Source organism: Yersinia enterocolitica (genome assembly GCA_002082245.2).
Taxonomy (GTDB): Bacteria; Pseudomonadota; Gammaproteobacteria; order Enterobacterales; family Enterobacteriaceae; genus Yersinia; species Yersinia enterocolitica_E.
Genome location: NBTC02000002.1, coordinates 79910 through 92927 on the forward strand (window position 1 = coordinate 79910; position 13018 = coordinate 92927).

The following is a 13018-nucleotide window of genomic DNA, read 5'->3' on the forward strand; positions in this document are numbered from 1 at the left end:
CTGATTTATTCTATATACTGAAAATCAGACAATAACTGCTGCGATTAGGACAATCTCGGCAGGAATCATTTTTTACAGGAGACAGTTCACGATGGCAGAACCCTCTTTCCCGGTGGTTGCCACAACCGTGCCACTGAGCCTTTCCTTTCGCTGTGAGGCCTTTAATGCCAATACTGAGTTTTTGCCGCATACCCATCCTTACGGGCAGTTGATCTGCGTAAAGTCAGGTGTGGTAGCGATGAGTATCGGCGGGCAGCGTTTTCTGGCCCCCCCTGAATTCAGTGTCTGGATACCGGCCGGCATGGAGCACTCCAGCCATAACCGTAAGCCGATGCAATTTCGTGCCATTGATATTGCACCTACGCTGTGTGATGAGTTACCGCTATCAGCTTGCCTGATTAATGTCAGTCCAATCTTTAATACCATTGTGGAAGATTGCTTCTCCCGTGGTTTATTGATGCCGGAAAGCGAGCAAGATATGCGCTTAGCCCACGTATTAATTGATCAACTCAGGTTGTCACCGGTACAACGCACCTATCTGCCCACCTCACAGGATAAATTACTGTCACCTATTCTGGCGGCGCTAGAGCGCTGCCCGGCGGACAATACCTCGCTGGCGCAGTGGGCTAAGCGGGTCTATACCACCGAGCGGACGTTATCGCGCCGCTGCCAACAAGAACTGGGTATGGTTTTTAGCGAATGGCGGCAGCGGCTGCGTTTTTTACATGCGATCTCATTGTTAGAAAAGGGCAAAACCGTGCAAAGTGTCGCACTGGATGTTGGGTATAGCTCCTCATCGGCTTTTATCGCCATGTTCCAGCAAATTGCAGGGACTACGCCGGAGCGTTTTCGTCGCAACAATCCCCTTCATCCTTGACGCCGCAGGGGTGTTGGCTATGCTCACGCACCCGAATCACTGACTTGAGTCAGCTCATCGGGATTTATTCGCTTGCCGCCTACCTGCAACGCCAATGATTTTGGGGATCGTCTTCATCCTGAAGCTGTAGGGGGTTGGCTATGCTCACGCACCCGAATCACTGACTTGAGTCAGCTCGTCGGGATTTATTCGCTTGCCGCCTACCTGCAACGCCAATGATTTTGGGGATCGTCTTCATCCTGAAGCTGTAGGGGGTTGGCTATGCTCACGCACCCGAATCACTGACTTGAGTCAGCTCATCGGGATTTATTCGCTTGCCGCCTACCTGCAACGCTAATGATTTTGGGGATCGTCTTCATCCTGAAGCTGTAGGGGGTTGGCTGCAACTCCAACTTCTTTGGGTATATACTAAGTCCCTGCTTTTCATCTATAGGGCAGTAAGCTGCCGGAGAATAAAGTGAAAATCCTGGTTGATGAGAATATGCCGTACGCAGATGTGCTATTTCGGCGTTTAGGTGAGGTACAGGCAGTGCCGGGGCGGCCAATCCCCCGTGAAGCACTGGCTAATGCTGACGCACTGATGGTGCGCTCGGTTACCAAAGTGAATGAGGCGTTGCTGCAAGGTACGTCAATTGGCTTTGTGGGCACGGCAACCGCCGGTACCGACCATGTCGACGATAACTGGCTACAGCAACAGGGAATCGGTTTCTCCGCAGCTCCCGGTTGTAATGCCATTGCGGTTGTGGAATATGTTTTTTCCGCACTGATGATGATGGCCGAACGTGATGGTTTCCAATTGCGTGACAAAACTGTCGGTATTATTGGGGTGGGGAATGTCGGGGCCAGATTGAATACCAGGCTACAAGCCCTTGGTGTGCGGACTTTACTGTGCGATCCACCACGAGCAGACAGAGGTGATAACGACACTTTCTGGCCGCTGGAAAAACTGGTGCGAGAGGCAGATGTTCTCACTTTCCATACGCCGTTGAATAAAACCGGCCCTTATCAAAGCCTGCACATGGCGGACGATGAATTACTGGCAGCCTTGCCGGATGGCCGTATTCTGATTAATGCCTGCCGCGGAGCCGTGGTGGATAATGCCGCGCTGCTTGGTGCGTTGGAAAAAGGTAAAAAACTCAGCGTGGTTCTGGATGTATGGGAACCGGAACCGGAATTATCTTTGCCGCTGTTAGGGCGGATTGATATCGGGACGCCACATATCGCCGGCTATACGCTGGAAGGTAAAGCACGTGGTACCACACAAGTGTTTGAAGCTTTTAGTCAACATCTGGGGCAGCCGCAGTCGGTAGAGCTAGCTTCTTTATTGCCTCAACCGGAGTTTAGCCACTTGAGACTGAACGGTGCGTTGGATGAAGGCAAATTAAAACGATTGATGCACTTGGTGTATGATGTGCGCCGCGATGATGCGCCACTGCGCCATGTGGCCGGTATCCCCGGTGAGTTTGATCGGCTGCGTAAGCACTATCAGGAACGCCGTGAGTGGTCATCACTCTGCGTGCAGTGCGATGATGCTGCCAGTGCTGAACTGTTGCAGAAATTAGGCTTTAGTACACAGTTATTATAAGCGCGGTATAAACGTTAATTTATTGATTGTCAGGCGGTTTTTTACCGCCTTTCTCTTTCAATCGATCTTAGTATCTGAATGAACCCTTGTAATTTAATGAACGTTAGTGGAGAAAACCAACATGTCTGACGGCTGGAATATTGCTCTGTTAGGAGCAACGGGCGCAGTAGGTGAAGCTTTGCTGGAGCTGTTAAATGAGCGCCAGTTCCCGGTTGGTGAATTGTATCCGCTGGCCAGCGAACGCAGCGCCGGTGCTTCTGTGCGCTTTAATGGTAAAAGTTTACTGGTTGAAAATGTTGCTGAATTTGACTGGTCTCAGGCGCAGTTAGCTTTCTTTGTTGCCGGGCGCGAAGCCTCACAACTCTATGCGGAAGAAGCGGCGAATGCCGGTTGCTTGGTTATCGACAGCAGTGGCCTGTTCGCGATGGAACCAGATGTACCGCTGGTGGTGCCAAGTGTGAATCCTCAGGTGCTGGCAGAATATCGCAATCGCAATATTGTGGCGGTAGCCGATAGCCTGACCAGCCAGTTGCTGACGGCGATTAAACCACTGACGGAACAGGCTGGCTTGTCCCGCGTGCATGTCACTGCATTGATTTCAGCCTCCGCCCATGGCAAGGCCGCTGTGGACGATCTGGCCGGTCAAAGTGCCAAGTTGTTAAATGGCATTCCTGCGGAGCCAAGTATCTTCGCCAAACAACTGGCATTTAACGTGTTGCCGTTGCTGGCTGATGAAGAGGGCAGTGTGCGTGAAGAGCGCCGTCTGGTTGATCAGGTGCGCAAAGTATTGCAAGACGAAGGTCTGCCTATCTCGGTGAGTTGCATTCAATCACCGGTATTTTACGGTCAGGCACAAGTGGTTCATCTGGAAGCCTTGCGCCCAATCTCCGCAGATGAAGCGCGCAGCGAACTGGAAAATTGCGAAGATATCCAATTATCTGAAGAGGATGATTATCCAACACAGGTCAGTGATGCCTCGGGCAGTGAGGTGCTGAGTATTGGTTGTGTGCGTAATGACTATGGCATTCCCGAAGTGTTGCAGTTCTGGTCAGTGGCCGACAACATTCGTTTTGGTGGCGCATTGATGGCGATTGAAACGGCGGAGCACCTGTTGCAGGAGCAACTGTACTGATGTCCGAACTCGAGTTGGCTCAGCCACAAGACATAGTGGCTGAAACGGCCGGTATAAAAATTGCGCTGGGTATTGAATATAACGGCAGCCGCTATTTCGGCTGGCAACGGCAGTTGGAGGTTGCCAGTGTGCAGGCTTGTTTGGAGGCTGCCTTGTCAAAAGTTGCCGATGAATCCATTGGCGTATTTTGTGCTGGGCGCACTGATGCTGGTGTACATGCCACCGGGCAGGTGGTGCATTTTGTCACCTCGGCGGTGCGTAAAGATGCCGCCTGGACGATGGGGGTCAATAGCCATTTACCTCCAGATATCGCCGTACGCTGGATAAAAACAGTGGATGACGATTTTCACGCCCGTTTCAGCGCTACTGCCCGCCGTTATCGCTATATCATCTTTAACCATCGCTATCGTCCAGCGGTGTTGGCGCAAGGGGTAACCCATTGCTACCTGCCGCTGGATGCTGAAAAAATGGAACGAGCGGCGCAATGTTTACTCGGCGAGAATGATTTTACCTCGTTTCGTGCGATACAGTGCCAGTCGCGTACCCCATGGCGAAATGTAAAACATGTCAAAGTTACCCGACATGGCGCGTATATCGTGGTAGATATCAAGGCCAACGCTTTTGTTCATCATATGGTGCGTAATATTGTTGGTAGCTTGATTGAGATTGGCTGTGGTAATCAGGATGTCAACTGGATGGCCCAGTTGCTGGCACTGAAAGACCGATCACGTGCTGCGGCAACAGCGAAAGCCGAAGGGTTGTATTTAGTCGCGGTTGATTACCCCGAACGCTTTGCGCTACCAACAGCGCCAATGGGACCCCTTTTTTTGGCAGACGACTGATTTCTCTACATTGATGAGTGAGGTCGCCTTGGGCTAAGGAATACCTAAGGAAGTTCAGCTAATCTCACTCACTCAAAGCACAAGTATGTTTACCATTTGAGAGTATTTATGGAATTTATACGTTTCGTTATTGATTTTATTTTGCATATTGATGTCCATCTGGCGGAGCTGGTGGCGCAGTATGGGGTTTGGGTTTACGCCATTTTATTCCTGATCTTATTCTGTGAAACTGGTCTGGTGGTGACGCCGTTCCTGCCAGGAGATTCTTTGCTGTTTGTGGCCGGTGCGTTGGCAGCATTACCGTCCAATGATATCAATGTGCACATTATGGTGGCACTGATGGTTACCGCCGCTATTTTGGGCGATGCTATTAACTACACCATTGGACGGGTGTTCGGAGAGAAACTATTCAGTAACCCGGACTCCAAAATTTTCCGCCGCAGCTATCTGGAAAAAACCCATCAGTTCTACGAAAAACATGGCGGTAAAGCGATTGTTTTGGCACGTTTTGTCCCGATTATCCGCACTTTTGCGCCGTTTGTCGCCGGAATGGGTAAAATGTCTTATCGCCACTTTGCGGCTTATAACGTGATTGGGGCGTTGGTATGGGTACTGTTATTCACCTATGCTGGTTATCTGTTTGGTAACGTACCTATCGTGCAGAACAATCTGAAATTGCTAATTGTTGCCATTATTGTGGTGTCAATTTTGCCGGGTGTATTTGAGGTATGGCGGCATCGGCGCGCGCAATCACGGCAAAAAAATCAGTAAAAACGTTACCTAAGCCGTGGGTTCGACCAGTTTTTTATCTACACTGTCGAGCCAATATGGTTTAATGAGTGACATTTATGGTCTGTTCCTGCGGACAACCCGAGTTCCAGTGCCTTAGCCACGTTGTAATGGCGTGTATCTCAGGCATTTTTTGTTGGGATGTTTTCAGGGAGATGGTTAAAGCATGAACAGCGGACTGGCAACAGCCAGGTTCAAACAGAAAGGTCATCGATGAGCTGGATTGAACGAATTCTTAACAAAAGCAATATTACACAAACCCGTAAAGCGAGTATTCCTGAAGGGGTGTGGACGAAATGTGACAGTTGCGGTCAGGTGCTTTACCGTGCCGAGTTAGAGCGTAATCTAGAAGTTTGTCCTAAGTGTGATCACCATATGCGTATGACAGCCCGTGCACGGTTACATATGCTACTGGATGCAGGCAGTGAAGTTGAATTGGGTAGCGAACTGGAGCCGAAGGATATCCTGAAATTCAAGGATTCCAAAAAGTATAAAGATCGCATTTCTGCCGCACAAAAAGATACCGGCGAAAAAGACGCTTTGGTTGCCATGAAAGGGACCTTACAAGGGATGCCGATCGTTGCCGCTTCATTTGAATTTGCCTTTATGGGTGGGTCAATGGCGTCAGTGGTGGGTGCCCGTTTTGTGCGTGCAGTTGAGCAGGCGCTGGAAGATAATTGCCCGTTGGTGTGCTTCTCCTCCAGTGGTGGTGCTCGTATGCAGGAAGCATTGATGTCACTGATGCAGATGGCAAAAACCAGTGCTGCTCTGGCTAAAATGCAAGAGCGTGGCTTGCCGTACATTTCTGTGCTGACGGATCCTACCATGGGTGGTGTCTCCGCCAGTCTGGCAATGTTGGGTGATATCAATATCGCAGAACCAAAAGCCTTAATCGGTTTTGCTGGTCCACGGGTTATTGAGCAAACCGTTCGGGAAAAACTGCCGCCGGGCTTCCAGCGCAGTGAGTTCTTGATTGAAAAAGGCGCTATCGACATGATCGTTCGCCGCCCGGTGATGCGTCAGACAATTGCCAGCATCTTGTCTAAATTAACGCATCAGCCACAACCCAGTGTGATTGAGAGTAAAGCCGATACTGCTCAGGCGGATAATCAGGCCGAAGCCTGATTATCCACGCGGGCATCACCCTGATAAGGTGATGCCCGGTTGTTGTGCATTGTCGCAACTTAAGCTTTATAGCTTTAAAAAAGAAAATATTTACCCAAAATAATTTGAGTTGCAGGAAGGCGGCAATTGAGTGACAACTTGGTTGTAAACCATGTTGAACATCGCTTGCGCTGGCCCGCAGGGTGAGTCTCATTAGAGGCTCATAATCCTGATGAGTTGACGCTAGTCATTGATTCGGGTGACAAATCGGTCAGGAACCGATTTGAACGCTGCTTGCAGCGGCCTCGCAGAGGCGAGGTCCATGGACGGGGGCCGAGCAACGAAAGCAGTCAACGCACATGCAGCTTGAAGTATGATGGGTATAAAGGCCAGTGACGGGACTCATGAAAAACCATCAAATTCCCCAAGCCACGTCGCCTTTGGCCGCGTGGCTTTACTATCTTGAACGTTTGCACTCTCAACCAATCGAGTTGGGTCTGGAACGTGTTAAACAGGTTGCTGAGCGTTTGGATCTGCTTAACCCTGCCCCAAAAGTCTTCACCGTTGCCGGTACTAATGGCAAAGGCACCACCTGTTGTACCCTGGAATCAATTTTACTTGCAGCGGGTCTGCGGGTCGGGGTTTACAGCTCACCTCACCTTTTGCGTTACACCGAGCGAGTCCGTATTCAGGGGCAAGAACTGTCTGAGGCTGAACACAGCCACTCTTTTGCTCAAATTGAAGCCGGGCGCGCGGGTATATCACTGACTTACTTCGAATTTGGCACCTTATCTGCGCTGCAATTATTTAAGCAGGCTAAACTTGATGTAGTGATTCTGGAAGTGGGGCTGGGTGGACGTTTGGATGCGACCAATATAGTCGATTCTGATGTTGCGGCTATTACCAGTATTGCCATAGACCATACTGACTGGTTGGGCTTCGATCGAGAAAGCATTGGCCGCGAGAAGGCTGGTGTTTTCCGTGCGGGGAAACCTGCCGTGGTTGGCGAACCGGATATGCCGCAGTCGATTGCCGATGTTGCGGCGCAATTGGGGGCACAACTGTATCGCCGTGATGACGCATGGCGGTTTAGCCAACAACAGCCAGGTGAAAAACAAGAAAATGCCTGGGATTGGCAGTGTGGCAACCATCATTGGACCAATCTACCCTTACCAAACGTACCTTTGGCAAATGCGGCGACAGCTTTGGCCGTATTGCACTATTCTGGCCTGCCTTTAAGCGATAAGGTTATTCGCCAGGGCTTGTTGGCTGCCAGTTTGCCAGGGCGTTTTCAGGTTGTCAGTGAGCAACCACTGCTGATTTTGGATGTAGCCCATAACCCGCATGCAGCACGTTATCTCACCGACAGGCTGGCTCGATTGCCAAAACACGGTAAAGTACGGGCTGTGGTAGGTATGCTATCAGATAAAGATATCGGCGGGACGCTGGCCTGTTTATCTGAACAAGTCGATGAATGGTACTGCGCGCCGCTTGAAGGGCCGCGTGGGGCGACGGCGGAGCAATTAGCCGAGCATTTGGAGTTATCACGCCAGTTTAGCGATGTAGAAACGGCCTGGCGTCAGGCTATGTTGGATGCAAAACCACAGGATGTGGTTATTGTCTGTGGTTCTTTCCATACTGTCGCTCATGTGATGGCTGTATTGGATTTATGACAGCCTGAATTTGTGACAACTTGAGTTTATCAAGGCATTGAATTGGGAGTGCGAGTGGCAAGTAAGTTCCAGAACCGTTTAGTCGGGACCATAATTCTGGTGGCGTTAGGCGTGATTGTGCTGCCGGGGCTACTGGATGGTAAAAAGAAGCATTATGAGGATGAGTTCGCCGCTATCCCATTAGTGCCAAAACCAGGTGATAGTCAGGAGATCGATGCGGTTGGTCCGGTCAGTCAACCTCTGCCTATTGCTCCACCGGAAGGTGCGGCGCAAGCCGTGGATGTCCCCAAAGATGATTCCGCCTCTCAGGCTGCTAATGATGCTGGTAACCCTCCGTCTGAACCGACTATCGTGGCACCGCCAGTGATACAGAGTAAGCCGGTTGAGGTGAAACCTGTTGAGAAGAAACCGGTTGAGGTCAAACCGCTACCGGTAGAGAAAAAACCGCAGGAAGTAAAACCTAAACCTGAGGTTAAACCGGACGTTCAGCCGGAAACTAAACCGGTCACAGAAGAAAAAGCACCGGTAGGGCAGGCTTATGTCGTCCAACTGGGCGCGTTGAAAAACGCAGCTAAAGTGAATGAAATCGTGGCGACGCTGCGCTTGTCAGGTCATCGGGCGTTTACGGTGCCTACAACGCCGGTTCAAGGCCAAATAACCCGTGTGTATGTCGGGCCAGATGCGTCAAAACAAAAATTGCAATCTGCGCTGCCAGAGCTTAATTCATTAAGCGGCCTGAATGGGCAAGTTAAGCCCTATGGCACGGCGCGTTAAGATTTATGCCGAGAGTTAAGATATCAGGGTGTACGGGGTTTTTGAGCTAAGTTTGTGCGGCGATTGTTGTTTTTAAAATCGCCGCACTTTAATTTGTCGCGGGTAAGAATTCCCCTACGCAAACGTTTTCTTTTTCTGTTAGAATTCGCCGCGAACAGGATGCAGCGGCGATTTCGTCATTGGAATAGTCATGGTCTGGATTGATTACGTCATTATAGGGATTATCGGATTTTCTGCATTGGTCAGCTTAATCCGGGGTTTTGTCCGTGAAGCATTGTCACTTGTAACATGGGGATGTGCGTTTTTTGTTGCCAGCCATTTTTACACTTACCTTGCTGTCTATTTCACGCGTTTTGAAGATGAAGTAGTTCGCAACGGAATTGCCATCGGCATTTTGTTCATCGCGACATTGATCGTCGGGGCTATTGTTAACTATGTGATTGGTTCGTTGGTTGAACGTACTGGTTTATCAGGAACTGACAGGGTGCTGGGTGTCTGTTTTGGCGCGCTGCGAGGTGTTCTGATAGTCTCTGCCATGCTGTTCTTTCTGGATACGTTTACCGGCTTCTCACAGAGTGTTGACTGGAAACAGTCACAATTAATCCCGCAGTTCAGTTATATAATCAGGTGGTTCTTTGACTACCTGCAGAGCACGTCGAGTTTCTTACCGAATCAATTACCGATTCGGAGCGGCTTATGAGGAAAAGACAACATGTGCGGTATTGTCGGTATCGCCGGTTTTGCACCGGTAAACCAGTCGATTTATGATGCGCTGACGGTGCTTCAGCACCGAGGCCAGGATGCTGCGGGCATCGTTACCATTGATGCCCATAATGGGTTCCGGCTGCGTAAAGCAAACGGCTTGGTGAAGGATGTATTTGAAACCCGGCATATGCTGCGCTTACAGGGGAATATGGGTATTGGCCATGTTCGTTACCCGACGGCTGGCAGTTCCAGTGCTTCCGAGGCTCAGCCTTTCTACGTTAACTCACCGTTTGGCATCACTCTCGCTCATAACGGTAATCTGACTAACGCTCACCAACTGAGAAAGAAATTATTCGAAGTTTCTCGCCGTCATGTGAACACCACTTCTGACTCGGAAATTTTGCTGAATATTTTTGCCAGTGAATTGGACCGTTTCCAACATTATCCATTGGAATCAGACAATATTTTTGCTGCTGTTGCCGCAACACATCAGTTGATCCGTGGGGCATACGCTTGTGTTGCGATGATTATCGGCCACGGGATGGTCGCGTTCCGTGACCCTAACGGTATTCGCCCGCTGGTTATTGGTAAACGCACGTTAGTTGATGGCCGCAATGAATATATGGTCGCTTCTGAAAGTGTGGCATTGGATACCCTTGGCTTTGAATTCCTGCGGGATGTTGCGCCGGGCGAAGCTGTGTATATCACGGAAAAAGGCCAGTTGTTTACCCGCCAGTGTGCTGAAAATCCGAAATACAATCCGTGCTTGTTTGAGTATGTGTATTTTGCTCGCCCAGACTCCTTTATGGATAAAATTTCTGTTTACAGTGCGCGCGTGCGCATGGGCCAGAAGTTGGGTGCCAAAATTGCCAAGCAGTGGGAAGATCTGGATATTGATGTTGTCATTCCTATCCCGGAAACATCTTGCGATATCGCGCTGGAAATCGCCCGTATTCTAGATAAACCGTACCGCCAGGGGTTTGTGAAAAACCGTTATGTTGGCCGTACCTTTATCATGCCGGGTCAGCAGGAACGTCGTAAATCTGTGCGCCGTAAACTGAATGCCAACCGCGCAGAGTTCCGTGATAAGAACGTCTTATTAGTGGATGACTCTATCGTGCGTGGCACCACATCAGAACAGATTGTCGAGATGGCGCGTGAGGCTGGGGCGAAGAAGGTCTATTTCGCCTCTGCGGCACCGGAAATTCGTTTCCCGAATGTGTATGGCATTGATATGCCAAGTGCGAACGAATTGATTGCCCATGGTCGTGAAGTGGATGAAATCCGCCAGTTGATTGGTGCCGATGCACTGATTTTCCAGGACCTTAGCGATCTTATCGAGGCAGTACGCGAAGATAACCCAGACATCACCCAGTTTGAGTGCTCGGTCTTTAACGGCGTTTATGTGACTAAAGATGTCGATCAGAGCTATCTGGAATATCTTGAATCGTTACGTAACGATGATGCGCAGGCATTACGTAATCATAACGAAGCCGAGAATCTGGAGATGCATAACGAAGGGTAATACCCGTTATCTTTCAGGTTGCAGATGTGTTGGCCTCGACCAATCCACGGATCTTGCGATGCGGTCGCTGTTTAGTGCCTTGCTGCAACTTGAAATTTATTGGGTATCTTCAGTTATCGGCAGAGTGTGAATCAAAAAGGTGCAACCAGCGTTCCGGCGCGGTGCACCTTTTTTGTTATCTAGCCGAGGGCCATGGGTATTGTGGCAAAACGGGGCCAATAACTTGCTAATCCGTACTTGATACGGCAAAGTCGGGCGATATTTCTTTATGTTATGCTCACACTATAAGGCATAACGTCAGTGCGAGGCTATACCCCATGAAACGACTTATTATCGGCATTAGCGGTGCCAGCGGTGCCATTTATGGCGTACGGCTGTTACAGGTGCTGCAACATGTCGAGGGTGTGGAAACTCATCTTATTCTCAGTAATGCGGCGCGCCAGACGCTGGCGCTGGAAACGGAATTTAGCGTGAAGGATGTGCAGGCACTGGCCGATGTTGTACATGACTCACGTGACATTGCTGCTTGTATCTCATCCGGATCATTCAAAACGCAAGGTATGGTTATTTTACCCTGTTCAATCAAAACGTTATCTGGAATTGTCCATAGCTATACCGAGGGTTTGCTGACCCGCGCCGCGGATGTGATCTTAAAAGAGCGCCGCCCGCTAGTGTTATGTGTGCGTGAAACCCCGTTGCATTTAGGGCATTTACGCCTGCTGGTACAAGCCGCTGAGCTGGGCGCTACCATTATGCCGCCAATGCCTGCGTTTTATCATCGACCACAAACCATTCAAGATATTGTTGATCAGACCGTTAATCGGGTTATCGATCAATTTGACATCGAACTGCCTGAAGACCTGTTTACACGATGGCAAGGCAATAATTAACATTTTTCCCTTAATTGATACATTTGTGCAACATCGCACTGAAATGGGGCGGATTATGCACCACAATGATCCTGTTTTAGAACGCGTATCATGGCATGAGTGTGGTATTCGATTTTTGTATACGACTTGATGCCTGTATTTCGTGGTGATCGTGCTAATTAAGCGGTGGTGGAATTAGCTTTCCTACCAGATGATTACTGGCACGATTACTGCAAATTGATTTATGAACGCTCTGGGTTGTACAGAACATTAACGCGCTTTCTGGCATCGAAAATCAATTTGAGGGTTATGTATGAATAAGAAGATGTTGGTTCTTCCGCTAGTCTTAGCATTAGCTGCTGCCAGCAGTGCTTTTGCTGCCATTCCGAAAGATGTCAAAATTGGTACTGATCCAACTTATGCTCCTTTTGAATCCAAAAATGCCAGTGGTGAATTGGTAGGTTTTGATATCGATATAGCAAAAGAGTTATGCAAACGTATCGATACTAAATGTACTTTTGTTGAAAGTGACTTCGATGCATTAATCCCATCACTCAAAGCCAAAAAAATCGATGCCATTATCTCCTCACTCTCCATCACGGAAAAACGCCAGAAAGAGATTGCTTTCACCGACAAACTCTACGCTGCCAATGCCCGTTTAATCGCGACCAAAGACAGTAAAATAGAGCCAACATTAGTCGCCTTGAAAGGCAAACGTGTTGGGGTGTTGCAAGGCTCTACGCAGGAAGCATTCGCCAATGCTGAGTGGCAGCCAAAAGGTATCGATGTGGTTGCCTATCAAAATCAGGACTTGATCTACGCTGACTTGGCTTCAGGGCGCATTGATGCGGCTTTCCAGGATGAAGTTGCAGGCAGTGAAGGTTTCCTGAAACAAGAAGCGGGTAAAGGCTATGCTTTCGCTGGCCCATCAGTAAAAAATGATCAGTTCTTTGGCGTAGGTACCGGTATGGGCTTGCGTAAAGATGATGCGGAACTGAAAGCGGCGCTGGATAAAGCCTTTGCAGAAATGCGCAAAGATGGCACCTACGACAAGCTCGCGAAAAAGTATTTCGATTTTGATGTTTACGGCGGTTAAGCACCTTTGCCGTTAGAGCCTCTGCCGCGAGTGGCAGGGGCCTCTAC

At 49.4% G+C, this 13018-nt stretch carries 13 protein-coding genes; all 13 read left to right on the plus strand.

Features of this window, described 5'->3' with window-relative positions; all coding sequences use genetic code 11:
* Positions 1-91: 91 nt before the first annotated feature.
* The 13 genes from A6J66_001695 (at position 92) to A6J66_001755 (ending at position 12971) form a co-directional block, all read left to right on the plus strand.
* Positions 92-877, plus strand: coding sequence for an AraC family transcriptional regulator (locus A6J66_001695; protein ID PNM23010.1), 786 nt, complete (start codon positions 92-94; stop codon positions 875-877).
* A 457-nt stretch (positions 878-1334) separates the two neighbouring features.
* Positions 1335-2462 carry a 4-phosphoerythronate dehydrogenase PdxB gene (locus A6J66_001700; protein ID PNM23011.1) on the plus strand — a complete coding sequence of 376 codons (1128 nt, stop codon included), beginning with the start codon at positions 1335-1337 and terminating at the stop codon, positions 2460-2462.
* A gap of 121 nt (positions 2463-2583) precedes the next feature.
* A complete protein-coding gene (locus A6J66_001705) occupies positions 2584-3594 on the plus strand; it encodes an aspartate-semialdehyde dehydrogenase (protein ID PNM23012.1) in 1011 nt (336 codons plus the stop codon).
* A complete protein-coding gene (locus A6J66_001710) occupies positions 3594-4436 on the plus strand; it encodes a tRNA pseudouridine(38-40) synthase TruA (GenBank protein ID PNM23013.1) in 843 nt (280 codons plus the stop codon). The genes A6J66_001705 and A6J66_001710 overlap by 1 nt, the downstream gene beginning before the upstream one ends.
* A 108-nt stretch (positions 4437-4544) precedes the next feature.
* Positions 4545-5207 carry a DedA family protein gene (locus A6J66_001715; protein PNM23014.1) on the plus strand — a complete coding sequence of 221 codons (663 nt, stop codon included), beginning with the start codon at positions 4545-4547 and terminating at the stop codon, positions 5205-5207.
* A gap of 231 nt (positions 5208-5438) precedes the next feature.
* The gene (locus A6J66_001720; GenBank protein PNM23015.1) at positions 5439-6350 is read left to right on the plus strand and encodes an acetyl-CoA carboxylase carboxyltransferase subunit beta; all 912 of its coding nucleotides are present in this window, start codon (positions 5439-5441) and stop codon (positions 6348-6350) included.
* A gap of 383 nt (positions 6351-6733) precedes the next feature.
* Positions 6734-8002 (plus strand): bifunctional tetrahydrofolate synthase/dihydrofolate synthase, encoded by a 1269-nt coding sequence (locus tag A6J66_001725; GenBank protein ID PNM23016.1) that lies wholly within the window; start codon positions 6734-6736, stop codon positions 8000-8002.
* 54 nt (positions 8003-8056) lie between these two features.
* Positions 8057-8776, plus strand: a complete 720-nt coding sequence (locus A6J66_001730) for an SPOR domain-containing protein (GenBank protein PNM23017.1) — start codon at positions 8057-8059, stop codon at positions 8774-8776.
* Positions 8777-8966: 190 nt separating this feature from the next.
* Positions 8967-9476: a colicin V production protein gene (locus A6J66_001735; GenBank protein PNM23018.1), complete on the plus strand. Its 510-nt coding sequence runs from the start codon at positions 8967-8969 to the stop codon at positions 9474-9476.
* Positions 9477-9488: 12 nt separating this feature from the next.
* On the plus strand, positions 9489-11006 hold the full coding sequence (locus A6J66_001740; GenBank protein ID PNM23019.1) for an amidophosphoribosyltransferase: 1518 nt from the start codon (positions 9489-9491) through the stop codon (positions 11004-11006).
* A 317-nt stretch (positions 11007-11323) separates the two neighbouring features.
* A complete protein-coding gene (locus A6J66_001745) occupies positions 11324-11896 on the plus strand; it encodes a UbiX family flavin prenyltransferase (GenBank protein PNM23020.1) in 573 nt (190 codons plus the stop codon).
* Positions 11844-12026, plus strand: coding sequence for a hypothetical protein (locus tag A6J66_001750; protein ID PNM23021.1), 183 nt, complete (start codon positions 11844-11846; stop codon positions 12024-12026). Before A6J66_001745 ends, A6J66_001750 begins: the two co-directional genes overlap by 53 nt.
* Positions 12027-12188: 162 nt before the next feature.
* Positions 12189-12971, plus strand: coding sequence for a histidine ABC transporter substrate-binding protein HisJ (locus tag A6J66_001755; protein PNM23022.1), 783 nt, complete (start codon positions 12189-12191; stop codon positions 12969-12971).
* Positions 12972-13018: the final 47 nt, after the last annotated feature.

Bases quoted from the DNA above. Each gene is read 5' to 3' on its own strand.
- A6J66_001705 (PNM23012.1), top strand. From the start codon at position 2,584: ATGTCTGACGGCTGGAATATTGCTCTGTTAGGAGCAACGGGCGCAGTA.
- A6J66_001695 (PNM23010.1), top strand. From the start codon at position 92: ATGGCAGAACCCTCTTTCCCGGTGGTTGCCACAACCGTGCCACTGAGC.
- A6J66_001745 (PNM23020.1), top strand. From the start codon at position 11,324: ATGAAACGACTTATTATCGGCATTAGCGGTGCCAGCGGTGCCATTTAT.
- A6J66_001735 (PNM23018.1), top strand. From the start codon at position 8,967: ATGGTCTGGATTGATTACGTCATTATAGGGATTATCGGATTTTCTGCA.
- A6J66_001715 (PNM23014.1), top strand. From the start codon at position 4,545: ATGGAATTTATACGTTTCGTTATTGATTTTATTTTGCATATTGATGTC.
- A6J66_001710 (PNM23013.1), top strand. From the start codon at position 3,594: ATGTCCGAACTCGAGTTGGCTCAGCCACAAGACATAGTGGCTGAAACG.
- A6J66_001740 (PNM23019.1), top strand. From the start codon at position 9,489: ATGTGCGGTATTGTCGGTATCGCCGGTTTTGCACCGGTAAACCAGTCG.
- A6J66_001725 (PNM23016.1), top strand. From the start codon at position 6,734: ATGAAAAACCATCAAATTCCCCAAGCCACGTCGCCTTTGGCCGCGTGG.
- A6J66_001720 (PNM23015.1), top strand. From the start codon at position 5,439: ATGAGCTGGATTGAACGAATTCTTAACAAAAGCAATATTACACAAACC.
- A6J66_001755 (PNM23022.1), top strand. From the start codon at position 12,189: ATGAATAAGAAGATGTTGGTTCTTCCGCTAGTCTTAGCATTAGCTGCT.